At 70.7% G+C, this 23,772-nt stretch carries 21 protein-coding genes, 1 tRNA gene and 1 riboswitch; of the genes, 13 read left to right on the top strand and 9 right to left on the bottom strand.

Translation table 11 applies throughout. The features are described 5' to 3' along the window. Positions 1-47 precede the first annotated feature (47 nt). From KBC94_RS12655 to KBC94_RS12645, 3 genes are all read left to right on the top strand, one after another. On the top strand, positions 48-659 hold the full coding sequence (locus KBC94_RS12655; RefSeq protein ID WP_017761645.1) for a glutathione S-transferase N-terminal domain-containing protein: 612 nt from the start codon (positions 48-50) through the stop codon (positions 657-659). Positions 660-696: 37 nt separating this feature from the next. Then, positions 697-1,218 (top strand): ClpXP protease specificity-enhancing factor, encoded by a 522-nt coding sequence (locus KBC94_RS12650; RefSeq protein WP_294370494.1) that lies wholly within the window; start codon positions 697-699, stop codon positions 1,216-1,218. Positions 1,219-1,254: 36 nt separating this feature from the next. Further along, a tRNA-Thr gene (locus KBC94_RS12645) sits at positions 1,255-1,330 on the top strand. Positions 1,331-1,510: 180 nt separating this feature from the next. Here KBC94_RS12645 and KBC94_RS12640 read toward each other — a convergent pair. From KBC94_RS12640 to bcsD, 7 genes are read right to left on the bottom strand one after another with little or no spacing between them, the layout of a single operon-like run. Then, entirely contained in the window at positions 1,511-5,902 is a 4,392-nt protein-coding gene (locus KBC94_RS12640; protein ID WP_294370492.1) for a cellulose biosynthesis protein BcsC, read from the bottom strand. Further along, a complete protein-coding gene (bcsZ, locus tag KBC94_RS12635) occupies positions 5,884-7,092 on the bottom strand; it encodes a cellulose synthase complex periplasmic endoglucanase BcsZ (RefSeq protein WP_294370490.1) in 1,209 nt (402 codons plus the stop codon). The genes KBC94_RS12640 and bcsZ overlap by 19 nt, the downstream gene beginning before the upstream one ends. 10 nt (positions 7,093-7,102) lie before the next feature. Continuing rightward, complete coding sequence (gene bcsB / locus KBC94_RS12630) at positions 7,103-9,409, bottom strand: cellulose biosynthesis cyclic di-GMP-binding regulatory protein BcsB (protein WP_294370488.1); 2,307 nt, start codon at positions 9,407-9,409, stop codon at positions 7,103-7,105. Positions 9,410-9,414: 5 nt separating this feature from the next. After that, positions 9,415-11,580, bottom strand: coding sequence for a UDP-forming cellulose synthase catalytic subunit (gene bcsA / locus KBC94_RS12625; RefSeq protein WP_294370486.1), 2,166 nt, complete (start codon positions 11,578-11,580; stop codon positions 9,415-9,417). 46 nt (positions 11,581-11,626) lie between these two features. Beyond that, the gene (bcsQ, locus tag KBC94_RS12620) at positions 11,627-12,418 is read right to left on the bottom strand and encodes a cellulose biosynthesis protein BcsQ (protein WP_114802310.1); all 792 of its coding nucleotides are present in this window, start codon (positions 12,416-12,418) and stop codon (positions 11,627-11,629) included. 6 nt (positions 12,419-12,424) lie between these two features. Beyond that, entirely contained in the window at positions 12,425-12,835 is a 411-nt protein-coding gene (locus tag KBC94_RS12615; protein WP_294370483.1) for a hypothetical protein, read from the bottom strand. Continuing rightward, positions 12,832-13,320, bottom strand: a complete 489-nt coding sequence (gene bcsD / locus KBC94_RS12610; RefSeq protein ID WP_294370481.1) for a cellulose biosynthesis protein BcsD — start codon at positions 13,318-13,320, stop codon at positions 12,832-12,834. Before bcsD ends, KBC94_RS12615 begins: the two co-directional genes overlap by 4 nt. Positions 13,321-13,933: 613 nt before the next feature. Here bcsD and KBC94_RS12605 point away from each other — a divergent pair. Beyond that, a complete protein-coding gene (locus KBC94_RS12605; protein WP_294370479.1) occupies positions 13,934-14,317 on the top strand; it encodes a DUF4148 domain-containing protein in 384 nt (127 codons plus the stop codon). A gap of 8 nt (positions 14,318-14,325) precedes the next feature. Further along, a complete protein-coding gene (locus tag KBC94_RS12600; protein WP_294370478.1) occupies positions 14,326-14,766 on the top strand; it encodes a DoxX family protein in 441 nt (146 codons plus the stop codon). A gap of 17 nt (positions 14,767-14,783) precedes the next feature. Here the strand turns inward: KBC94_RS12600 and KBC94_RS12595 are convergent, their stop codons facing one another. Further along, positions 14,784-15,500 (bottom strand): Crp/Fnr family transcriptional regulator, encoded by a 717-nt coding sequence (locus tag KBC94_RS12595; protein WP_294370477.1) that lies wholly within the window; start codon positions 15,498-15,500, stop codon positions 14,784-14,786. Positions 15,501-15,526: 26 nt separating this feature from the next. Here KBC94_RS12595 and KBC94_RS12590 point away from each other — a divergent pair, with 26 nt between their 5' ends. The 5 genes from KBC94_RS12590 to KBC94_RS12570 all read left to right on the top strand — a co-directional run bounded on the left by KBC94_RS12590 (position 15,527) and on the right by KBC94_RS12570 (position 21,234). Next, the gene (locus KBC94_RS12590; RefSeq protein WP_294370475.1) at positions 15,527-17,224 is read left to right on the top strand and encodes an adenylate/guanylate cyclase domain-containing protein; all 1,698 of its coding nucleotides are present in this window, start codon (positions 15,527-15,529) and stop codon (positions 17,222-17,224) included. A gap of 9 nt (positions 17,225-17,233) precedes the next feature. After that, positions 17,234-17,303: riboswitch (S-adenosyl-L-homocysteine riboswitch) on the top strand. Positions 17,304-17,380: 77 nt separating this feature from the next. Next, complete coding sequence (gene ahcY / locus KBC94_RS12585) at positions 17,381-18,814, top strand: adenosylhomocysteinase (RefSeq protein WP_294370474.1); 1,434 nt, start codon at positions 17,381-17,383, stop codon at positions 18,812-18,814. 118 nt (positions 18,815-18,932) lie between these two features. After that, positions 18,933-19,706 (top strand): TlyA family RNA methyltransferase, encoded by a 774-nt coding sequence (locus KBC94_RS12580; protein WP_294370473.1) that lies wholly within the window; start codon positions 18,933-18,935, stop codon positions 19,704-19,706. 20 nt (positions 19,707-19,726) lie between these two features. After that, positions 19,727-20,560, top strand: coding sequence for a methylenetetrahydrofolate reductase [NAD(P)H] (gene metF / locus KBC94_RS12575; protein ID WP_294370471.1), 834 nt, complete (start codon positions 19,727-19,729; stop codon positions 20,558-20,560). Beyond that, positions 20,557-21,234, top strand: coding sequence for a septal ring lytic transglycosylase RlpA family protein (locus KBC94_RS12570; protein WP_294370470.1), 678 nt, complete (start codon positions 20,557-20,559; stop codon positions 21,232-21,234). Before metF ends, KBC94_RS12570 begins: the two co-directional genes overlap by 4 nt. 44 nt (positions 21,235-21,278) lie before the next feature. Here KBC94_RS12570 and rlmJ read toward each other — a convergent pair whose 3' ends face one another. Next, on the bottom strand, positions 21,279-22,178 hold the full coding sequence (gene rlmJ, locus KBC94_RS12565) for a 23S rRNA (adenine(2030)-N(6))-methyltransferase RlmJ (protein WP_294370469.1): 900 nt from the start codon (positions 22,176-22,178) through the stop codon (positions 21,279-21,281). Positions 22,179-22,365: 187 nt separating this feature from the next. On the opposite strand from rlmJ, the gene rplM reads away from it, so the two are divergent. From rplM to erpA, 3 genes are all read left to right on the top strand, one after another. Next, positions 22,366-22,794, top strand: a complete 429-nt coding sequence (rplM, locus tag KBC94_RS12560) for a 50S ribosomal protein L13 (RefSeq protein WP_114802320.1) — start codon at positions 22,366-22,368, stop codon at positions 22,792-22,794. Positions 22,795-22,805: 11 nt separating this feature from the next. Beyond that, positions 22,806-23,198: a 30S ribosomal protein S9 gene (gene rpsI / locus KBC94_RS12555; RefSeq protein WP_017761458.1), complete on the top strand. Its 393-nt coding sequence runs from the start codon at positions 22,806-22,808 to the stop codon at positions 23,196-23,198. Positions 23,199-23,311: 113 nt separating this feature from the next. Continuing rightward, entirely contained in the window at positions 23,312-23,686 is a 375-nt protein-coding gene (gene erpA, locus KBC94_RS12550) for an iron-sulfur cluster insertion protein ErpA (RefSeq protein WP_294370464.1), read from the top strand. The last annotated feature ends 86 nt before the right edge of the window (positions 23,687-23,772 follow it).

Genomic DNA, 23,772 nt, shown 5'->3' with positions numbered 1-23,772 from the left:
GCTGCTCAAGCGGCCCACTCTTTTTTGATTTTTTGGAGCCTTTCGCCATGATGGTGCTGTATTCCGGAACGACCTGCCCTTTCTCCCACCGCTGCCGCTTCGTGCTGTTTGAAAAGGGCATGGACTTCGAAATCCGTGACGTCGACCTCTACAACAAGCCCGAGGACATCAGCGTGATGAATCCGTACGGGCAGGTGCCGATCCTGGTCGAGCGCGACCTGATCCTGTACGAATCGAACATCATCAACGAGTACATCGACGAGCGCTTCCCGCATCCGCAGTTGATGCCTGGCGACCCGGTGGACCGCGCCCGCGTGCGCCTGTTCCTGCTGAACTTCGAGAAGGAGCTGTTCGTCCACGTCTCCACGCTCGAGAACCGCGGCGCCAAGGGCAACGACAAGGCCATCGAGAAGGCCCGCTCGCACATCCGCGACCGCCTGACGCAGCTGGCCCCGGTGTTCCTCAAGAACAAGTACATGCTGGGCGAGAACTTCTCGATGCTCGACGTGGCCATCGCCCCGCTGCTGTGGCGTCTGGACTACTACGGCATCGACCTGAGCAAGAACGCCGCGCCGCTGCTGAAGTACGCCGAGCGCATCTTCTCGCGCCCCGCCTACATCGAGGCGCTGACGCCTTCCGAGAAGGTGATGCGCAAGTAAGCGCGCGGCGACGGCAAGAGAGAACGACGCGCCATTCATGATCAGCGCCCTCGAATCCACATCGTTGCGGCCGTACCTGTTGCGTGCGCTCTACGAATGGTGCACCGACCACGGCTTCACACCGTACATCGCGGTCGTGGTGGACGAGACCGTCCAGGTCCCGCGCGAGTACGTCAAGAACGGCGAGATCGTGCTGAACATCAGCTACGACGCGACCAGCGCGCTGAAGATCGGCAACGACTTCATCGAGTTCAAGGCCCGCTTCGCCGGCACCGCGCGCGACATCATCGTCCCCATCGGACGGGTGGTGGCCATCTATGCGCGCGAGAACGGCCAGGGCATGGCCTTCCCGCCGCTGGACGCGCAGGCGTCCGAGGCGGGCGAGGTCATCGCGCCCGGCATGGCTCAGGCCACGCCGGAGCCCCGGCCGGGCATGCATCTGGTGGGCGAAGCCGCCGAATCCCAACCGGGCGGGGCGTCCGCCGCCATCGAGCCGCCGCCGGACGAGCCGCCGCGGCCCCCCAGCGGCGGCCGGCCGGCGCTCAAGCGCGTGAAGTGATCGGCCCGCGACCCTTTCGATAGAATCGCAGGCTTTGCCGCTTTAGCTCAGTTGGTAGAGCACCCGCCTTGTAAGCGGTAGGTCGTCAGTTCGATTCCGACAAGCGGCACCAGACTGTCGCCATCCCGCTTGGCGGGATGCCGATCGAAGCCCCCGGACACATCAAGGTCCGGGGGCTTTTTTGTGCCCGGTGCGCGCGGCTGTCCGGCGTGCCGATCGCCGAGCCCGCCATCGGGCCGCCGCCGCCCGGCAAGCGGCCGGCTCGGCGGTCGCCTGCGCACGGCCGCCGTGCTCACAGCAGCGGCGTGTACGGCGAGCTGAGCGGCGACGGTCCACTGCCCCGGCCAGCGCCCGTGCCGAAGGTGTCGCCGCCATCGAACAGGTAGCGCAGGTACACGCCGCCGCTGAACTCGCGGTAGTTGCGCGCGTTGCTCAGGCTGACCGTCCCGCCCAGGAACATCCGCGGCATCACCTGGTACTCCACCACCGCACCCAGTCCGTAGGCGAGGCCGGTGTTGCTCTGGGCCGCATAGCGCGCGTCGAGCACGCCGGTGTAGAGGTTGGCGGCGAAGGCCTGCCGCAGCGCGGTGGCAGCGGCCGTCTGGCGCGCGCTGTCTGTCGGAAAGTAGTCCGCCGCATCCTGCTGGATCGACTGCACGCCCAGCGAGGCATTGAGTCGCCATGACAGCCGGTCGCTGCGGCCCTCCCACGCGACCGGGAAGGCGAGGCTGAAGTAGCGCTGCGGGCTGAAGTAGCCGCCGTGGCCGTAGGTGAAGTAGCTCAGGTTCTTGTCGTAGTGCATGAGCCCGAGGTTGACGCCGGCCGTGAGCGAGGAGCCGGCGCTCTTGAGCACATGGAAATACAGGCCCGCCCCCAACTCCGCACGGGCGTTGTCCTGGACCTCGGTGCCGTTGAGCGCGGCGGCACCAGCGTAGCCGTAGATGCCCATGGTGCCGTTGTCGTAGGTCATGTCGTAGCGGCCGCCGCTGGCGACCACGCCGCCCCAGCGCTCGCCGGTGCGGCTGTCCTTGGCGCCCGCGAAGGACAGCAGGCTGTCGGTCACCGGCCGGCGATAGAGCTCGGCCTTGTAGCTCAGGCTGTCGCTGAAGCTGCCCTGGTACGCCACCTTGCCGATGACGTTGGTCTCGGCGAAGCCGAGCGGCGTGGTGCCGATGCTGGCGCTGAGTTGCGGTCCCTCGTAGCCCACGCTCAGGCCGACGCCCGCCGCGTCCTGGGCACCTGCCGGCGCCACGCTGCCGTAGGCCTGTGCAAGCGTGGCCTGGGGCCCGCCGCCGAAGCGGGCACCGGTGGCGAAATCTGCCGCAGGCGTGCCCGAGTCCAGCAGCGTGGGCGTGGCGCTGACCACCAGCTTGCCTTCGCCGACGGGAAAGCGTGCCTCGATGGGCGTCTGCAGATCGCTCAGCCGGCTCAGCCCCGATTCGCCGCCGCGGGCGCGCAACACCGTGCCGACGCTCAGGCTGGGGCTGCGTGCGCTCTGAAGGTCGGCCAGTTCGGCCTGCAGCGGCGTGGCGGCCACGGCTGTTGTGGCGGCGGGCGCAATGGGCGCCGTGGGCCAGTCGGTGTCGGCCCGTGCCTGCACCTGCACCATGGGCAGGCTGCGCGAGGTGGCGCCTGCCACCGCCGCGCCGGGCACGGGCAGCCACAGGGGCGCGGCTGCGCCGGCGTTGGCGGGGCCCGGCGAGGAAGCGGGCGCGGCGGCGAGGGGGGGCGCAGGCTGCGCGGGCGCCGCCGCAGTGCCGGTGGCCCCGCCGCTGCCTGCCGCTCGTCGGTGGCGGGTCGCCCCGCCGCTCGGCGCCGGAGCAGAGGACGCGGTGACCGGCGGCGATGCAACCGGCCCCGCCGGCCAGGGCTGCAGCACGTCACCGCCCGCTGTCGCCATCGGCCAGGGACTGGCCCCCGCGCCGTAAGCGGAGGCGGGCTGAAGCGCACCGGGCGCGGCAGTACCCGACCAGCCCGCGGGTGGCGCCGGCAATGCGCCGGCCGAGGCGTAGACGGCACCTGCGCTCAGCGGCGGCGGAATGTAGGCGGCAACGGCGGCAGGCGCCGTGGACGTACCCAAACCGCCGGGCCAGGCGCCCGCACTGCCGGCAGGGCCGGTCATGCCCGCGAACGGGTTGGCACTGGCTGGGGCCGCGCCGCCAGCACCAGGCACGGCGGTGGCCAGGCCGGCCTGCCGGGCTTCGGCCTGCACGGCCGCGGCGAGAAATTGCTCGGCCTGGCGGCTGTCGCCCGCGTTGCGGTAGACGCGGCCCGCCGCCGCCAGCACGCGGGATTCGCCTGGGGCCTGCTTGAGGGCGGCCTGCACATAGGTCAGTGCGTCGTCGTGGTCGCGCAGCGCGCTGGCACTGGCGGCGGCGGCGAGCAGGGTGTCGAGGTCGGTAGGCTGGCGCTGCAGCACCCGCTGGTACAGCGCCAGCGCCTGACGCTCGTCGCGTGCGGCGGAGTACAGCCGTGCCAGCGCGCCGAGCACGCCGGCGTCGTCCGGGCGTTCCGCCAGCAGCGGCGACAGCATGGCGTAGGCCGCTTCCAGGTTGCCGACCTGGCGCAGGGCGTCGGTCTGGCGGATCGCATAGGCGCTGCGCAGTCCGTCGAAGTCCTGGCGCTGCGCGGCCGTCAGGGCGCTGGCCTGCAATTGCCGCAGCAGGGCCGAGAGCTCGATGTCCTGCCGCGTGGCCAGCAGCAACTGCCCGTAGCGCAGGCGGTCGGCCACGCTGGGGTTGGGCGTGCGGCTGAGCAGTTGCCGGCCCATGGCCAGCGCCCGCGGCGCATCGCCGATCTCGGCATAGGCCTCGGCCAGCTGGCTCCAGGGCTCGGCCGGCAGGTCGGCGCCCAGGCTGGACTGGGTGGCGGACAGCAGTTCGCGCGCGGCCTGCACCTGGCCGCGGCGTGCCAGCGCGGTGGCCTGGGCCGCCCTGTCCTGCACGAAGAGGCGACGCTGCAACTGGGCCATTGCGGGCGTGCGCCGTGCTGCGGGAATCCGCTCCAGGTACTGCAGGCCGGCACGCCCGTCGCCCGTGTCGGCGGCCAGCAGGGCCGACGCATACAGCGCGTCGGGCATGTCGGGCTGGCTCATCAGCAGGCCGTCCATCACCGCGCGGGCCTGCGGCACCAGGCCGGCCCGGCGGTAGAGGTTGGCCAGGTCCAGCCGCACCCAGGGGCTGTTGGGGGCGGCAAGCAGCGCGTCTTCCAGCGTGCGCTGGGCACCGGCGGTGTCGCCTGCCGCCAGCTGCTGCTGCGCCTGTGCGCGGGCCTGCTCTGCGCGCAGCGCCGACAGGTCGCCCAGTTGCGCGACCTGCTCGGGCGTCAGGCGTTGCAGCAGGGCCTGCGCATCGGCCTGGCGTCCCTGCCGGGCGTAGACGGTGACCAGGCCGGCCAGGGCCTGCGCCTGCGCGGGCTGGGCCTGCAGCACGCGGCGGTAATTCTCTTCGGCGGCGCCGAGTTCGCCCGCCGCCTGCTGGAGGTCGGCCAGGCCGAGACGCGCCACGGGCTCGGCCGGGTCGGTGCGCGTGGCCTGTTCGTACAGGCGGCGCGCCGCCGCGCTGTCGTTGCGTTCGCGCGCGGCCTGGGCCTCGCCCACCTGCTGCCAGTAGGTCGCGCTGCGCAGGGCCTGCGCCCACTGGCTGGCCTGTCCACCGCGGCTGGCGCGCTCCAGCAACTGGCGCGCCTCGGCATAGCGCTGCTGGCGCAGCCGCACCACACCCAGGCCGCCCAGGGCCTCGGGGTCGTTCGGGTTCTGGCGCAGCACGTCCTGGAAGCGGGCCTGGGCCGTGTTCTCGTCGCCCTGCTGCAGGGCGCGGTAGCCCTGTGCCAGCGGCTGGGCCTGGGCGCTGGCCTGCGCGCCTTCGCGCAGGCGGGTCAGACGGGCGTTCACCGCCTCATCGGTGCGGCCGGACAGGTACTGCTCATACAGCGGCGTGTCGCTGGCCCGCGCGTCCAGCCAGATCAGGGCCTGGCGCCAGGCCTCCCGCGCGCCGGTGGCCGTGTCGCCGCCCTGGCCTGCCAGTTCGGCCAGGCTGCGGATGCCCTCGCGCCGGCTGGGCTCGCGGTAGGTCTGCACGCGCGCCAGGGCGAGCCGGTAGGCGGCGTTGCCGGGGTTGCGCTGCACCAGCTGCTCCAGGCCGCGGCGGCCTTCGTCCCAGCTCTGGGTGGAACCCCCCAGCACCTGGTAGTACTCCAGGGCGAGCGGTTCGGGCACCGGCTGTTTGCCGATCACCTCCCGGTACAGCCGGATGGCTTCCTCGGTACGGCCGGCTTGCGCCGCGGCCCGGGCGCGCTGCAGGTCGTTGGCCTGCGCCGGGGCGCCGGCCGGGCGGCGCAGTTGCTCGTCCAGTCGCGCGAGCCGGGCATCGCCCGGCCGCGCAGCCCGCAACCGTTCGATCCAGCTGCGGGCCGCATCGGCATTGCCACGCGCCAGTTCGAGCTGCGCCATGCCAGCCAGCGCATCGGGTGCGTTCGGGTCGACCCGCAGCAGCTTGCGCCAGCTCTCCTCCGCCAGGTCGTTGCGGCCCAGGGCTTGCCAGTAGCGGCCCTGCTCGACGAGGGCCGTGGCCGCGTCCGATTGGGCCCGGGCGGGCGTGCCGGGCATCAGCGAGCAGACGAGGCCCAGCGCGGCAGGCAGCGTGCGCAGGGACGCGGGGAAGGGGGTCAGGCGTTGGCGGGGCATGGCGGGGCAGGATTCGGCTGCAGCCGGCCGCTGGCGTCGAAGGCGAAATGGCCTTCCAGCCAGCCACGCCCGAAGAGCAGCAGCATGCGTTCGTAATAGGGCAGCAGCGGCTGGCCGGCGGCGGTGCGCAGGTTGACGAAGGCCAGCCGGGCCTGCACGAGTTGTTCATGGCCCAGGGCGCGCAGGTAGGGCAGCAGCGCCGCCGAGAAGCCCGGCGGGCCATCGCCGCGGACCGTGCCGGTGGCGGTGTCGACCCGCTCGGCGACGCGACCGGTGGACTGCAGCAGGGCGCGGGGCCCGTACAGGCTGTGCAGCAGCGGCGCCCGGCCCGTGTCGCCCGTCGCCGTCATGCCCGCCCACAGGTACACCCGGATGGCGTCGTAGCTGCCTTCCGCCCCCTTTTCGGGATCGGTGACGAAGGCCTGCCGGGCCTCGCTCCAGGCGCACCAGTCGGGCACGAAGCCGTGCGGCGAGGTGGCGGCGACCATGCGCACCGTGTTCTGCGCGATCTCGCTCCAGGGGCCGGCCGGGTTCTCGGCGGCCAGCCGGCGCAGCAGGGGCAGGGGCATGTAGCTGGCATTGAGCCGCCACACGGGGCCTTTGCCCACGCTGCGCGGCCAGGGCAGCAGCATGGCGCCCAGGCCGGGCAGGCGCACCACTTCCTCGCGGATCACCAGCACCAGCATCTGGCGGGCGAGCGCGGTGTAGGCCGGCTGCTGCCACAGGCGCCCGGCCTCCAGCAGCGCATAGGCGATCCACAGGTCGGCGTCGGAGGCGGGGTTGGCATCGATCACGCCCCAGCCGCCATCGTCGCGCCGGCCCCACTGCCACGCCGGCAGGCGGCGGTCGGGCTGCCCGTCGCACAGGTTGGCGACAGTCCAGTCCAGGATGCGCCGGAAAGCGGCGCGGTCGCCGTGCACCAGCGAAAAGAAGAGGCCGTAGGACTGGCTTTCCGAGGTCGATTGCTGGCGCGGCGTGTCGAAATCCACGATGCGGCCGTCGGCCTGCAGGTGGCGGGCGGCGAAGGCAGGCCAGTCGCTGCGGTCGAGGCAGGCTGGCCCCAGCGGGCTGGCCGCTCCCGCCTGAGCCCAGGCATGCGGTGCCGCGCCCGGCAGCGCGCACAGCAGTGCCTGCTGCAACCAGCGGCGCCGGGCGAGGGGCAGGGAGGGGGAATGGAGGTCTTGCTGCATGGGATCGCTGTCACTCCAGCCGGCGCCGCGCGCGCCGTTGCAGCCCGGCATAGGCCACGGCCGCTGCCAGCGCCGCGGCGGCCAGGGCCAGCAACGCGGGCATGAAGGCATTGCGCGAAAGCTGCCATTGCAGCCAGGTCAGAGGCGGCAGTCGGCCGACGTAGTAAGGCTGGCCGCCGAGCACGCTCTCCACGCGGCCTTCGCGCACCACGGCCATGCTGCCCTGTACGCGCTGCAGCAGTTCTGGCGTCTGGAGCGCGTCCAGCAGCTTGTCGCCCTGGCCCGGCTCGGCCACCACGGCGATCACGCTGCGGCCGGGCCGCAGCGGCGACTCGAAGCCGGCCAGCACCGCCGTCTCGCGGCCGGCGCCGCGCAGGTCCAGTTGCGCGGCCTGGGGCAGGTCCTGCCGCATGCGCGAGCCGGCCACGATGTCGAGCGCGCGGCGCAGCCAGCCCGGCAGTTCCAGCCTCTGGGTGTCGGCCGCGGGCTGGCTCAGGGGCATGCGCGCGCGCCACTCGCCGAACAGCGGCTGGCGGTCCAGGTCGCCGAGCACCAGCAGGTCCTTGTCGGCCACCTCTGCCGGCCTGCGGACGTCGCCTACGCGCAGCCGCAGGGCGGGGTAACCGGTGCTGCGGCCGATCTGGCCCATCAGACCCAGGTAGAGGCCCAGATCCTGCGCCGTGGGCGCGGGCGGCAGCAGCACCGCGCTGTCCGCCAGGTCCGCCAGGCGCGAAAACGGGAAGCCCGCATTGGCATAGGCGGCCAGATCGGGCATGGCGATGTAGTGCGGCAGGCCCGAGAGGTCGAGCGTGGAGTCCGGGTCGATGGCCCCGCGCACGTTGGCCAGCAGCGGCTGGCATTTGCCGGCGCTGGGCTCGAAGTAGTAGTGCAGCCGCAGCTGGCTGCTGGGCGCCAGCAGCTGCGGCGGCACCTGCACCGTCTTCTTCTCGGCCACGGTGCCGTCGGGCAGCAGCGGCAGCGCGAAGGGGTTCCACCACGCGTCGTGCAGCGTGTTGGCGGCCCGCAGCGGCACCGCGCCGATGAAGCTCTGCCCCATGTTGATGTTCAGCGTGGACTGGTCGGGCCGCACGCGCGGGGTGTAGCGGTAGTGCAGCGCCAGCGGCATGCCGTGGCTGCGCCAGGTGAAAAGATCCGGCGGCAGTTGCAGGTTGACGCGGATCACGTCGGGGGCATAGCCGCTGACGTTGAGGTCCTGGGCCTGGGCCAGTTCGCCCAGTTGCACGGGGCGGTCGCTGGGCACCCAGCGCGGCGCGTCGTAGGGCTTGCGCGCAGGCGGCGGCTCGAAGCCGGCGATGCGCGCCTGGGCACCTGCGAGCGCGGGAGAACCCAGGGCCAGCGCCGAGGCGGCGCTGCGCAGCTCGGTGGCGTCGCGGCCCATCACCAGCAGCAGCTTGCGCTGGGCGTGGCCGGGCATCGGCGCGACCGCGAGCTGGGGGCCGTCGATGGGCGGCATCGCCACCCCCGCGGGTAGCGCCTGCGGCGTGGCGAAGACCACCGCATGTCCGTCGGTGGGCAGGGTGTCCTCGCTGACCGGAAAGCGGGCGCCGCGGTAGCCGGCCAGCGCACCGAACCATGAGGCGACGATGCCCGCGGCCTCCAGCACCTCGGGGGCGGCGCCCGCGGGCAGCACGAAGGGCAGCGTCAGCCGGCCGACGTCGCGCCGGTCGAAGAAGGGCACCGGCAGCAGGCGCAGGTCGTTGTCGAGCGTGAGCGGCTGGACGGACAGTCGCAGCGTGCTGCCGCTGTCGATGGCGGCCCACAGGCTGCTGTGGTTGGGATCCTCGCAGTCGCGGGTGTAGTGGCCGACCAGCTCGACCACGAGCCGGTTGAACTCGGTCACCAGCCGGCGGTCGATGGCGATCTCGGCGGTCTGCGGCCGGCCCGCGGCGGCAGGGTCCACCGGCAAGGTGGCCAGCACCACGTCGTTGACGCTGACCTTCAGGTGCGACAGCGCGGGGATCAGCGCCGGCGAGAAGGTGTAGTTCAGCCGCAGGCTGCCCCCGGTGACCAGCTCGTCGGCCCGCACGCTGAAGGGAATGCCCACGGCGCCGCTGGTGCCGCGCAACTGGATGGCGTAGTCCACGCCCAGCTGGCGCAGCGTGGCCTCGCGCACGGGCGGGCCTGCCACGGCCGTGCCCGGTGCCGGGACGGTCGCCGCCGCCGCGCCCGTCGGCGCGGGCTGCTGCGCGTGCAGGCCCGGCGCCGGGCCTGCCAGCAGGCCGAGGGCGAGCGCGGCGGGCAGCAGGCGGCGGCCGCATGCCGGCGACCGGCGGGGCGCATGGGGCGCAGCGCGCATGCCGTTCATTTCGCCGCCTGTCGCACCGAGGGCCGCGGATCGGGGCCGATGCGCAGGCCCGCCTGGCGCAGGTAGTGGAAGCTCATGTCGCGAAGTCCGATGACACTGATCCGGCTGATGTGCGCGAGGACCGACCACACGGACGCGCGGGGATGGTTGCCCCAGCGGGCCGCCCACAGGTCGGCGCGCGCGGTGGTGCACTGCACGAAGGCGCGCTCCTGCGCCAGCGTCATGGCGTCCAGGCGCACGCCCATGCGCCCGTCCTGGTGGTGACGCACCACGGCGTCGAAGCGGTGCTCCTGCGCGCCCGCGAACAGCGCGACCGACACGCGGTCGTCCGTCTTCGCCGCCACCGGCTGCGGCAGGCGCAGGCCCAGGCCCTGCCGGGAGAAGTCGTTGGTCTCGCAACGCATCGACACGCCGTCCGGCGTGTAGAGCGTGGCCGCCACCTGCAGCCGCACCCGATGCGTCTCGTGCCGTTGCTGCGCTTCGTTGGCAGCCGCCACGCAGGCGCCCAGGATCAGCACGTTGTAGACCGTCCAGGCCATGTTCAGCCAGACCGTGAGGGTGTCGTGCGCCGGCACCCAGCCCAGGCGCCACACGCCGAAGCCCAGCCCCACCACGTTCAGCAGCAGCAGCACCAGGTAGGGCTTGGCGATCTGCGCATCGAAGTAGCGCTCCGCGATCAGCCCGCCCTTGGCCGTGACGTTGAAGCTGCCCAGCTTGGGATTGAGCAGCGCCACCAGCGTGGGACGGAAGATGTACCAGGCCAGCACCGCCTCGTAGACCTCGTTCCACAGCAGGTAGCGGAACCGCCCCTGGATGCGGCTGTTGGTGAGATTGGCATGCAGGATGTGCGGCAGCGCGAAGGCGAAGATCATGGCCGCCGACGCATGGATCACGCTGGCACCCAGCAGCAGGTAGGCCAGCGGCGCGGTCAGGTAGATCAGCCGCGGCAACCCGTACAGGAAGTGCAGCATCGCATTCAGGTAGCACAGCCGCTGGGCCCAGCTCAGCCCCCTGCCCAGCAGCGGGTTGTCGGTGCGGAAGATCTGCGCCATGCCCCGCGCCCAGCGGATGCGCTGGCCCACGTGGCCGGACAGGCTCTCCGTGGCCAGGCCCGCTGCCTGCGGCAGGGCCAGGTACGCGGTGTTGTAGCCGGCGCGGTGCATCTTGAGCGCCGTGTGGGCGTCCTCGGTCACCGTCTCCACGGCGATGCCGCCCACGGCCTCGCAGATCGTGCGCCGCAGCACGGCGCAGGAGCCGCAGAAGAACGCCGCGTTCCACAGATCGTTGCCGTCCTGGATCAGGCCGTAGAACAGCTCGCCCTCGTTGGGCACGGTGCCGAAGGTGCCCAGGTTGCGCTCGAAGGGATCGGCCGAGAAGAAGTAGTGCGGCAACTGCACCATGCCCAGCTTCGGGTCGCGTCCGAACCAGCCCATCGCGATCTGCAGGAAGGAGCGGGTGGGGATGTGGTCGCAGTCGAAGATGGCGATGAACTCGCCATGGGTGTGCTTGAGGGCCGCGTTGATGTTGCCGGCCTTGGCATGGCGGTTGTCCGTGCGGGTGAGGTGCTCCACGCCGGCGGCTTCGCAGAAGACGCGGAATTCCTCGCGCCGGCCATCGTCCAGCACGTAGATGCGCAGCTTGTCGCGCGGCCAGTCGATGGTCTGGGCCGCCAGCACCGAGCTGCGCACCACATCCAGCGGCTCGTTGTAGGTCGGAATGAACAGGTCCACCGTGGGCCAATGGGCCGGGTCTGCAGGAAGCGGCACCGGCCGGCGCTGCAGTGGCCAGGCCGTCTGCACATAGCCCAGCACCAGCACCACGAAGGCGTACACCTCCGCCACCAGCAGTCCGGCGCCCAGCGTCAGGTCGAGCACGCCGGGCAGCACCAGCGTCTCGGTCAAGCGCCAGTAGAGGTAGCGGGAGGACACCGTCACCGACAGCACCATCATCACCAGGCTGGCGAAGCGGCCGCGGGCGCGGCCGACCACGAGGGCGGCGACGAAGCACGTCACCGACAGCAGGAGCTGCTGCCCGAGCGTGAGCGGCGTGATGACCACCAGCGCCAGCAGCACGAGCGCCAGCAGCCAGCCTCCCACGCGCACGGGCAGCAGGCCCAGCCAGGCGGGCGGCTGTGCGGCGGGGTGCGCCGGCGACGGCGTCATGCGGCGGGCCTTCCCGATGCGCCTGGGGGCGCCGTTGAGCGACGCCTCACGCCTGGGCGGGCCAGTGGCCGGGGCTGGTGGCGTCCAGGTGGGGCAGCAGGCGCCGCACCGCCTCGTCGATGTCGTGCGCGGCCTGGCTGTGCGGCGCGTACTGCGCCACCGGGAGCATGTGCGCCATGGCCTCGCTCACGGCCTGGTCCTGGTGCAGTTCGCCGATGAGGCGCGGGCCCAGCTCGTCGCGCAGGCGCTGGAGCACATCGCGCGCCAGCCGCCGCTCGGGCGCGACCTGGTTGACCAGGTACAGCAGCCCGCCGAAGCCGGCGCGTGCACGGGCGTACTTGTCGACCATGCGCTCGACCAGCTCACGCGTGGCGAAGGAGGCCGCGTCCGCCAGCAGCGGCATCAGCGCGAGCGAGGCCACGCGCAGCACCTGCTGCAGATAGACCGACGGGCCGGGCGGCGTGTCCACCACCACCACGGCGTCGGCCGGCAAGGCCCAGCCCTCGATGGCCAGCGCCAGCCAGTCCGGCTGGGCGGCCAGCGACTGCTGGAACGCGACGAGCTGCTCGTCGTCGAGCTGGCCGAAGGGCAGCAGCACCACGCCGCCGCGGCCGCGCATCATGCTCTGGCGCCAGCCGATGCGGCCGAGCACCACGTCGGCCAGGCCGTTGGTGGGCAGGGGCTGTGGCGCCAGATGCAGCCGCAGCGCGTTCTGTGGATCCAGGTCCAGCGCCAGCACGGGCCGGCCCTGGCGTGCCAGGGCCGCGGCCAGGTTGGCTGCCAGCGTGGTCTTGCCCACCCCGCCCTTGGAGGCCACCAGGGCCAGCACGGTCGCCATGGCGGCTCAGGCCTGGCGGCGCCAGCTGCGCAGCAGCCCATGCCGCACCACGGGCGGGCTGGACGATGCAGGCGGCTGCTGCGCCAGCCGCTCGAACAGTTGCTGCAGCGGTGCCATGCGCGCATCGTTGCCGGCGGTCGCTGCGCCCACGGGCAGCGAGGGCGCCGCTGCGCTGGCTGCCGCATGGCGAAGCAGTGGCGCCAATCGCGCGGAGGGCATGGCCGGGGAGGTCGGCTCCGCCTGCGCGGGGCCGGTCCCCGTCGACGGCGCAGCCCCCGTATGGGGCGAAGCAAGCAGGGGCCACTCGGCCGTCGGCTCGGGCGCGGCCGGCGACGCGAACTTGCGGTAGCTGCCGGCGTCGCCGTCGAATTTCTGGAACAGGCCGACGATGTCGTCGGGAGGCACGGGAGCAGTCATCGATCGGCGCGTCGGTGGAGTTGGAGATGGATGCGCGGGCTGACGGTGGGCTCGGCCGCATCGGGCACGAGCGCCGACACGGCCAGCGCGGCGGGCGAGCCCTGGGCTTCGAGCCAGCCCTCGTACACGCCCTCGAAGAAGCTCTGCGCCCAGGGCAGCGAGACGCTGCCGAAGCTGGCCACCAGCGGTTGGCAGTGGTGCTGCAGCCACAGCCGGTCCTCGTCCTCGTGCAGGCGCACGAAGCCCCAGTGCATGTCGGCCCAGGTGCGGTTCATCGCCGCCTCGAGTTCGGCCACGGTCTGGCAGCGCTCCAGCGGCATCGACTGCGCCACTCGCCGGCCCAGACGGGCGAACAGCGCCTTCAATTCGCTGTCCGGGAGCCCTTCGCCCAGTTCCACGCCCAGCGCCTGATTGAAAAGGCGCCATTGCCGATCGCAGTGAACACTTTCGTAATACGCTATTTCTTCGGAGCTCAAGGAGGACATAAAAACGGGTCCCGCATCTCAATGGGTCAGGAAAAAACATTCACTTGTAATTAAATGTTTTTAACAAGGATAAGATTTGATTTTCCTTTGAAAACAACAACCTGAATGACATTTGGCGAGAGTTTTCCCCATGTTGGGAAACCTTTCGCAACCATGTTATCGCGCTTTGTTTCTCAACGGCCAATTGGCCGTTGAGGCTGACAGGCCGTCTCCGAGACGATGCAAATCCGGAAAATGTCCTCGCATTGCGAAGGGGACCGCGTCGGACAATTCCGCTTTGCAGCCGGCCCGGCGGGAACGGGGCATGGCCGGCCCTCGTACCGGGGAGGCGCAGGTGCAGGCCGGCCCTGTGCCTGCGAAACAGGCAATCCGTCCAAAGTGCACGGGGGAACGGGCCTTGGCGATGCCTTCCCAGGAATATGCCCAGACTTATCCACAGAAATCCGGGACAACACGGCCTGCGGCGGCAGGAGCGCGCGGGGCGACTTGTCCGGACGTGTGCGTAAACGCACTTCCGCGCACCGGCGAGGGGCAGAAACTGCAAGGCATCGATCCGGTGGCACCTGCCGCGACGGGATCGACCTCTCTCTCCCGACCCTCGAAAGGATTCGCCATGAACAAGACCGCTCTCCTCGCCGCCGCCCTGCTGACGCTCGCTGCCGGTGCAGCCTCCGCCGAAACGCAGGAGGACTACATCCAGCAGAACCGCACGGCGGTGCACAGCACCCTGTCGCGTGCCGAGGTGCAACAGCAACTGGTCGCCGCCGAGCGCAGCGGCGACGTGGCCGCCATCGGCGAAGCCAGCAGCTTCGGCCAGCAGCCCGTGTTCGTCAGTGCCCGCACCCGCGCCCAGGTGCAGGCCGAGGCGGTGGCCGCCGCCCATGCGCCCAACCAGAACCTGGACCCGCGCGCCTTCGTCGACAGCCGCCTGCCCGCCAACATGCAGCATGAGCCGCAGCGTCAGCAGGCCTCTGGCGCCGCCCAACAACCCCTGTGAGGCCCGCCATGTCCTACGCTTCCTCCGAGACGGGCGCCGCGCTGCTTCCCCGCCACGACGATGCCGGCAAGCTGGTGCTGCGCCTGGCGGTCGGCGTGCTGGTGCTGCTGCACGGCATCTTCAAGCTGGGCACGGGCCCGGGCTTCATCGTGAAGATGCTGGCCGCCCACGGCCTTCCCGGGGCCATCGGCTACCTCGTCTATGTGGGCGAAGTGCTGGCGCCGGCGCTGATGATCCTGGGCCTGTGGACGCGCCCGGCCGCGGCGGTGGTCGTGATCAACATGATCGTGGCCTTCCTGCTGGTGCATACCAGCCAGTTCTTCACGCTGACCGGCCAGGGCGGCTGGGCGCTGGAACTGCAGGGGCTGTACCTCTTCGGTGCCCTGGCGGTGATGCTGCTGGGCGCGGGCCGCTATGCCGTGGCCGGACCGCAGCGCGGGCTGAACTGAACTGAGCGCGACGCGCCTCAGGCGCCGCCGTCGCCCGTCACCTCGGCGACCACGCGGGCCAGGCGCGCCACGTCGGTGACGACGAGGGCGTCGCCCTCCTTGCGCAGCAGGCCGCTGCGCACCAGCGCATTGAGTTCGCGGGTGACCTGCTCGCGGTTGGTGCTGATGCGGCTGGCGAGTTCGGCATGGCGAGGCGCCGGCGCCAGCCGCACCTCGCCGGCGGCGGCATCCGGGCTGGCGGTGCGGGCCAGCCGGAGCAATTCGGCGTGAAGCCGGTTCTGCACGCCCAGCGTGCTCAGCTCGATCACCCGCTCCGACAACTGGCGCACCAGGGTGGTCAGGCGCTGCATCTGGCGCCGCGCCACCGTCGGTTCGTCCTGCAGCAGCTCCAGGAAGGCCTCGCGGTCGAGCACCGCCACCAGGCTGTCCTCGACGGTCATCACGTCCGCCGAGCGGGGTTGGCCGTCCAGCGCGGCCAGGTCGCCGACGATCTCGCCGGCACCCAGGTCGCGGAAAGTGACCTGCCGGCCATTGGCGCCGTAGGTGGTCACACGCACGGCGCCGTCGATCACAAGATAGACGTCGGCGCGCGGCTGGCGCCGCAGCAACAGCGGCTGGCCGGCAGCCACCCGGCGCCAGACGCAGCGGCCCGCCAGTGCGTCCAGGCGCGCCGGGGGCAGGTCGTCGAAGAGGGCGAAGCGCCGAAGCGCGAGACTGGAGGGCCGGTCGCTCATGGGCGCGCGATTATGCTCAGCCGCCCATGAGCCCGCCTCCGCCGGTCGCCGCACCGGCCGCCCCCGCCCCCTTCTCCTTGCGTTCGCGCCGCGATCTGCGCTGGGCCAGCGGCCTGGTGCTGATGGCCTACGTGACGCTGCACCTGCTCAACCACGCGCTGGGGCTGGTCTCGCTCCGGGTGGCCGAAGGAGCGCTGGGGCCGCTTCGCGCCTTCTGGCATTCCTGGCCGGGCACGCTGCTGCTCTATGGCGCGGTCGCCGTCCACCTGGCCCTCGCCTTCGTGGCGCTGTGGGAGCGGCGCAGCCTGTGCATGCCGCCTTCGCAGGGGCTGCGCATCGTGCTGGGCTTCGCCTTGCCGCTGCTGCTGGCCTCGCACCTGGCGTCGATGCGCGGCGGCTACACCTTGTTCGGATTGAACGGCAGCTACGCCCGGGTGGTCGAGGGCCTGTGGGCCAGCGCCGGCGGTGCCTTCCAGGTCATCGCACTGGCCGCCGCCTGGCTGCATGGCTGCATGGGCCTGCATTTCGCCCTGCGCGCGGACCCGCGCTGGCGGCGGGCGCAGCCGCTGCTGCTCACGGCGGCCGTGTTGCTGCCCACGTTGGCGGCGCTGGGTTTCGTGGCGATGGGGCGGGAGTGGCAGTTCGCGCCAGGACCGGTGAATGCGCCCGGCACCGTCCAGGGACACCGGCTCGGCCTGCTGGCCGAGCACGGCCAGGACCTCTACGTCACGCTGCTGGCGGCATGGCTGCTCGCCCGCCTTGCACGAGGGCGGCTGCATCGGCTGTCCGGTGGCCGCATGCTGACGCTGCGCTATCCGGATCGCAGCGTGCAGGTGCCCGTCGGCTGGAGCGTGCTGGAGGCCAGCCGGGCCCATGGCATTGCCCACCTGTCGCTGTGCGGCGGCCGGGCGCGCTGTTCCACCTGCCGCGTGCGGGTGGCGGGCCCTGCCGGGCACTGCCCGCCGCCCGGCCCCGACGAGCAACGCACGCTGGCCCGTGTGCGTGCCGGCGCCCAGGTCAGGCTCGCCTGCCAATTGAGGCCGACGGGCGATCTGGAGGTCTCCCCGCTGCTGGGCGCCGGCGCGGCCGCCGAAGGCCACCGTCCGCGGCTGGACGGCGAGCGGGAGGTGGCCGTGCTCTTCGTCGACCTGCGCCGCTGGTCCGGCCTGGCCGAGCGCCAGTGGCCTTTCGACCTCGTCTACGTGCTCGACCGCTACTTCGCGCTGGTCGGCCAGGCCGTGCGGGAGGCGGGCGGCGTGCCCAACCAGTTCATCGGCGACAGCGTGATGGCCCTCTTCGGCCTGGAGGAAGGCCTGGATCTCGCCTGCCGGCGGGCCTTCCGCGCGGCGGCGCTCATCAGCGCGCGGCTGCGCGCGTGGAGCGCCGAATTCGAGCGCGAATTCGGCCAGTCCCTCGATTTCGGCATGGGCCTGCATGCGGGCACGGCCGCCGTGGGCGAGGTCGGCCACCTGGACGTGCAGAGCTTCACCGCCGTGGGTGAGGTCGTGAACACCGCCAGCCGGCTGCAGGAGCAGACCAAGGCGGCCGGCGCGGCGCTGGTGGCCTCGCGCTTCGCGGTGAGGCATGCGGGCCTGTCGCCGGCGGCCGGCGAAATGCGGCGCATCGAGGTGCGGGGCCGCCGCGAGCCCATCGAGGTGGTCGCCTGGTCGGCGGAGGCGCTGGCCGTGGCCGTGCAGGGTCAGGGTGCATCGCCGCTTTTGTAGAATCCGCCCCCAACCGAGGAGCGTTGCAGCGCCGTCAGGCGTGAGGCTCGGAATTCATACGCAACCACGCTCACCCGCATCGCGCCGTGGTGAGTGCTTTCTCTCCCTCTCCCGACGTGCAGCGGAAACCCTGAAACCCGTGTTCTGGAGCATTGCATGAGCGCCGTTCTCAAAGCCGACCCGTCCGCCGATCTGGCGATCGCCGACATCTCGCTGGCCGACTGGGGCCGCAAGGAAATCAAGATTGCCGAGACCGAGATGCCCGGTCTCATGGCCATCCGCGAGGAATTCGCGGCAGCGCAGCCCCTGAAGGGCGCCCGCATCACGGGTTCGCTGCACATGACCATCCAGACGGCGGTGCTGATCGAGACCCTCAAGGCCCTGGGCGCCGACGTGCGCTGGGCCTCGTGCAACATCTTCTCGACGCAGGACCATGCCGCCGCCGCCATCGCCGCCGGCGGCACCCCGGTGTTCGCCATCAAGGGCGAGTCGCTGGAGGACTACTGGGACTACACCCACCGCATCTTCGATTTCGGCCCCAAGGGTTCGAAGGGCGAAGGCCCCAACATGATCCTGGACGACGGCGGCGATGCGACGCTGCTGATGCACCTGGGCCAGCGCGCCGAGAAGGACCTCTCGGTGGTCGCCAACCCGTCGAGCGAAGAAGAGCGCATCCTCTTCGCCGCCATCAAGTCCAAGATCGCCCAGGACCCGACCTGGTACAGCCGCAAGTCCGCCGAGATCATCGGCGTGACCGAAGAGACCACCACCGGCGTGCACCGCCTGAACGAGATGTCCGCCAAGGGCACGCTGCTGTTCCGCGCGATCAACGTCAATGACTCGGTCACCAAGAGCAAGTTCGACAACCTCTACGGCTGCCGTGAATCGCTGGTGGACGGCATCAAGCGCGCCACCGACGTGATGATCGCTGGCAAGGTCGCCGTGGTGGCCGGCTACGGCGACGTGGGCAAGGGCTGCGCCCAGGCCCTGGCCGCCCTGCGGGCCCAGGTGTGGGTGACCGAGATCGACCCGATCAACGCCCTGCAGGCCGCGATGGAAGGCTTCAAAGTCGTCACCATGGAATACGCCGCCGACAAGGCCGACATCTTCGTGACCACCACCGGCAACAAGGACGTGATCCGCCACGAGCACATGCTGGCGATGAAGAACGAGTCCATCGTCTGCAACATCGGCCACTTCGACAACGAGATCGACGTCGCCTCGATCGAGAAGTACCAGTGGGAAGAGGTCAAGCCCCAGGTCGATCATGTGATCTTCCCGGACGGCAAGCGCATCACCCTGCTGGCCAAGGGCCGCCTGGTCAATCTGGGCTGCGCCACGGGCCATCCCAGCTTCGTGATGTCGTCCTCCTTCGCCAACCAGACCATCGCGCAGATCGAGCTGTTCACCAAGCCCGACGCCTACGAGGCCGGCAAGGTCTACGTGCTGCCCAAGGTGCTGGACGAGAAGGTCGCGCGCCTGCACCTGAAGAAGGTCGGCGCCCAGCTCACCGAGCTGACCGACGCGCAGGCCGCCTACATCGGCGTCGCCAAGACCGGGCCCTACAAGCCCGACACCTACCGCTATTGAGCACCCACCGGGCTTCGTGCCGCCGCCTTGGGCGTCCGTGCAGGGCGCAAGCGGCGCGCCGGAGCCGGTGGTCGCGGCGCCTCGCACGGGGCGGCCCGGCCTGCTCCTGTTTCCTCCCATGCGCGCTGACCAGCTGCTCGTCGAACGCGGCCTGGCCGCTTCACGCTCGCAGGCGGCGCGCCTGATCGCGGGCGGCCTGCGCTGGCGCCTGCATGCCGGCCAGCCCTGGCGTTCGGCCACCAAAAACGGCGACGAGGTGCCGCCCACGGCCGAGCTCGAACTGGCGGACGCGGCCGAGGCCCGTTACGTCTCGCGCGGCGGCCTGAAGCTCGAAGGCGCACTCGATGCGGCGCAGCTCGATGTCGCCGGCCTGCGTTGTCTGGACGTGGGCCAGGCGACCGGCGGCTTCACCGACTGCCTGCTGCAGCGCGGCGCGGCCGCCGTGGTGGGCGTGGACGTCGGCCATGGGCAGTTGCATGAACGGCTGCGGGCCGATGCTCGCGTGCAGGCGCTGGAGAAGGTCAACGCGCGCCATCTGCAGCCCTCGCAGTTCGCGGCAATGGGCGGCGCGGATTTCGGGCTGGTCGTCGGCGACCTGTCCTTCATTTCGCTGACGCTGGTGCTGCCGGCGCTGGTGCCGCTGATGGCACCGACGGGGCGCCTGCTGATGCTGGTGAAGCCGCAGTTCGAGCTTCAGCCGGCGCAGATCGGCAAGGGCGGCATCGTCCGCGATCCCGCGCTGTACGCCGAGGTCGAGGCCCGGCTGCGGCAGGGCTGTGCCGATGCCGGCCTGCGGCTGCTCCAATGGCTGGACAGCCCCATCGTCGGCGGCGATGGCAACCGCGAGTTCTTCATCCACGCGGCGCCTTCGGCGGCCGTGCACGACAACTAACGACAAGAAAAGGGTTCCCCATGGCGCTGCCGATCAGTTTCGAGTTCTTCCCGCCCAAGACGCCCGAAGGCGCGGTCAAGCTGCGGGCCGTGCGGGCGCAACTGCGTGCCCGCGCGCCGCAGTTCTGCTCGGTGACCTATGGCGCCGGCGGTTCCACCCAGGCGGGCACCTTCGCCACGGTGAAGGAGATCCTGGAAGAAGGCACCGATGCCGCCTCGCATTTCTCGTGCATCGGCGCCACGCGCGAGACGGTGCGCGATCAACTGCATCAGCTCAAGGCCATGGGCGTGCGCCGCCTCGTGGCGCTGCGCGGCGACCTGCCCAGCGGCTACGGCATCGGCGGCGAATTCCAGTACGCGAGCGACCTGGTCGCCTTCATCCGTGCCGAGACCGGACGCGACTTCCACCTGGAAGTGGCCTGCTATCCCGAGGTGCATCCGCAGGCGCGCACGCCCCAGGCCGACATGCAGGCCTTCGCGACCAAGGTGCGTGCGGGCGCCGATTCGGCCATCACGCAGTACTTCTTCACGCCCGAGGCCTACTTCCGCTTCGTCGACGAGGCGCGCGTCGCCGGTGCCGACGTGCCGATCGTGCCGGGCATCATGCCCATCACCAGCTCCACGCAGCTGATGCGCTTCTCGGATGCCTGCGGCGCCGAGATTCCGCGCTGGGTGCGGCTGCGGCTGCAGTCCTTCGGCGACGACACGGCTTCGATCAAGGCCTTCGGCCTCGATGTGGTCGCGGCCCTGTGCGAGCGGCTGGTGGCGGGCGGCGCACCGGCGCTGCACTTCTACACCATGAACCAGGCCGCGCCCACCCTGGCGCTGCTGGATCGGCTGGGCCTGGGCGAATGAGCGTCTGGGCAACGGCGCGGGCCGCATGTGCGGCACTCGCGACGCTGCTGGCCGTGGCCTGTGCGCCGCTGCCGACGACCCCGGAGGCCGGGGCTGACGGCGTTTCGGCGACCGGTGCTCCCGCGGCCCGGCCCACGCTGCGCCCGCTGGAACGGCAACCGCCAGCCGCCGCCGAGGCACCGCGTTCGCGCGTGGTCCAGATCTTTCCCGACCTGGGCGAGACGCCCGACGGCCCGCCCGACGATTTGCAGGTCGAGGAATTCGAGCGGGGCGGGGGCTCCTGGTACGGCGTGCAGTTCCACCGCCGGCGCACCGCCAGCGGCGAGCTGTTCGACATGACCAGCTTCACCGCCGCCCACAAGACGCTGCCCTTCGGCACCAAGGTGTGCGTGCGCAGCCTGGTCAATGGGCGCGAGGTGCTGGTCTACATCAACGACCGCGGGCCTTTCACGCCGGGTCGCATCATCGACCTGAGCCAGGCCGCGGCCGAGCAGATCCAGCTGACCACCATCGGCTTCAAGCAGGTGTCGCTGACGGTGATCCCGGAGGAGGGCGGTCGTTGCGCGGGCGAGCGCGTCGAAGGTGGTCTGGCGCCCATCAACATGGCGGCGGCGCCGCGTCCCGCGCCGGCGCGCCGTGCGCCAGCGCGCGTGGTGAACAAGCGAAAGCGCTGAGGTAGGCCCGGCCTTGGCCGGGCAAGCCCGACCGCAGCCGTGGATCAGCCACCGTGCTCCAGCGTGAAGGCGGCGTTGGCGTCCTGCGCCAGCACTTGCGCCATGCGGGCCAGGCTGGGACGCAGCCGCGCGGCCAGGGTGTGCGGCGGATTGATGATGAACATGCCGCTGGCGGGCAGGCCAGGCCGGCGGCTGGTCTCGCCCGGCAGCGCGACAGCCATGCGGCTGGACTTGACCGTGAGGCTGGCATTGAGCCACGGCTTGCCGGCCTTGGTTGCCAGCGTCTTGAGCCGGCGCGGCAGCTCGTGCGCCTCCGGTCGGGGAATGATCGGATACCAGACCGCGTAGACGCCCGTGGCGAAGCGCTTGAGCGCCTCGTCCACGTAGGCGGCGGTGCGGCCATAGTCGGTCTTCATTTCGTAGCTCGGATCGGTGAGCACGAGCGCGCGGCGCGAGGGCGGCGGCAGGAACTTGGTAGCGCTGCCGAAGCCGTCCTCGCGCAGCACGGCGATGCGCCGGCCGGCATCGAGCTGGGCCACGTTGCCGTCGAGGGTCTTGGCGTCCGTGGGATGCAGTTCGTAGAGCTTGAGGCGGTCGTGTTCGCGCAGCAGCTGATGGGCGACGAAAGGCGAGCCCGGGTACACGCGCAGCGCCTCGCCGCGATTGAACTCGCGCACCAGCGCCAGGTAGCGACCGAGCGCATCGGGCAGGGGGGTGTCGGACGCGGCGGCCGCCTCGGCCAGCCGCAGCACGCCCTCGGCGGCCTCGCCGCTCTTGCCGGCATAGTCACCGTCCAGGCGATAGAGGCCGGCACCGGCATGGGTGTCGACCATCGTGAGGGCGGTTTCCTTCTCGAGCAGGTAGTCGAGCACGGCGATCAGCACCGTGTGTTTGAGCACGTCGGCATGGTTGCCGGCGTGGAAGGCATGGCGGTAGCTGAACATGGGGCAATGCTAACCGCGGCAGCCTTCAGGTGGCGCCTATCTGAAGGCTGTGCATATAATGGAAGGCTTCGCAGCGTTTTACCGAGCCCCGCGGCGAAGCTCGACACCCGCCTAAGAGCTTTCCTTCAGAGAAAGACCGACCGCGGAAAAGGGCTCACTCCAAACCTCCTGTTTTCAAGGAAATCTCATGTCTACGTTCAGCGCCAAGCCCGCTGACGTGAAGCACGAGTGGTTTGTGATTGACGCAACCGATAAGGTTCTCGGTCGGGTCGCCAGCGAAGTGGCCCTCCGTCTGCGCGGCAAGCACAAAGCCATCTACACGCCTCACGTCGACACCGGTGACTTCATCGTCATCGTCAACGCGTCCAAGCTCAAGGTCACCGGCACCAAGAGCCTCGACAAGGTCTACTACCGTCACTCCGGCTTCCCGGGTGGCATCACCGCCACCAACTTCCGCGACATGCAGGCCAAGCACCCCGGCCGCGCGCTCGAGAAGGCCGTCAAGGGCATGCTGCCCAAGGGTCCTCTGGGCTACGCCATGATCAAGAAGCTGAAGGTCTACGGCGGCGCTGAGCATCCGCACAGCGCCCAGCAGCCGCAGCCGCTGGAAATCTGAGGAGTCCCGAGATGATTGGTGATTGGAACAACGGCACCGGCCGTCGCAAGTCCAGCGTCGCCCGCGTGTTCCTCAAGAAGGGCAGCGGCAAGATCACGGTGAATGGCAAGCCGATCGAGCAGTTCTTCGGCCGCCAGACCTCGATCATGATCGCGAAGCAACCGCTTGCGCTGACCGAGAACCTGGAAGCCTTCGACATCCAGGTGAACGTGCACGGCGGCGGTGAGTCCGGCCAGGCCGGCGCCACCCGCCACGGCATCACCCGTGCGCTGATCGACTACGACGCGACCCTCAAGCCGGTGCTGAGCCAGGCTGGCTTCGTCACCCGCGACGCGCGTGAAGTCGAGCGTAAGAAGGTCGGTCTGCACTCCGCACGCCGCCGCAAGCAGTTCTCGAAGCGCTAAGCGTTTCGCACCTGCCAGAGAAAAACCGCCTTCGGGGCGGTTTTTCTTTGCCTGCGTTAGCATCCTTTCCCATGGCTGCGCCCGCCGGGCTCGGCCCTCCACGGAGATTTCCCATGACCGCAGTTGCCGAAACCACCGCGTCCGCCGTGCAGGCGATGCCTGAGCCGATCGTGTTCACCGATTCCGCCGCCGCGAAGGTGGCCGACCTGATCGCCGAGGAAGGCAATCCCGATCTGAAGCTGCGCGTGTTCGTCCAGGGCGGCGGCTGCTCCGGCTTCCAGTACGGCTTCACCTTCGACGAGGTGACCAACGATGACGACACGACCATGACCAAGAACGGTGTGTCACTGCTCATCGATGCCATGAGCTACCAGTACCTGGTCGGTGCCGAGATCGACTACAAGGAAGATCTGCAAGGTGCCCAGTTCGTGATCAAGAACCCCAACGCCACCACCACCTGCGGCTGCGGTTCGAGCTTCTCGGTCTGATCCGCCGCACCGTGCGACAACAACGCCAGTCGCCGCCATGAAAGCCGCCTTCGGGCGGCTTTTTGTTTCCCTTTGCGCCCGAGCCC

Source organism: Pseudacidovorax sp. (genome assembly GCF_017991995.1).
Classification (GTDB): Bacteria; Pseudomonadota; Gammaproteobacteria; order Burkholderiales; family Burkholderiaceae_C; genus Xenophilus.
The sequence above is the reverse complement of the archived record's forward strand: the minus strand, read 5'-3'. Positions and strand labels throughout refer to the sequence as shown.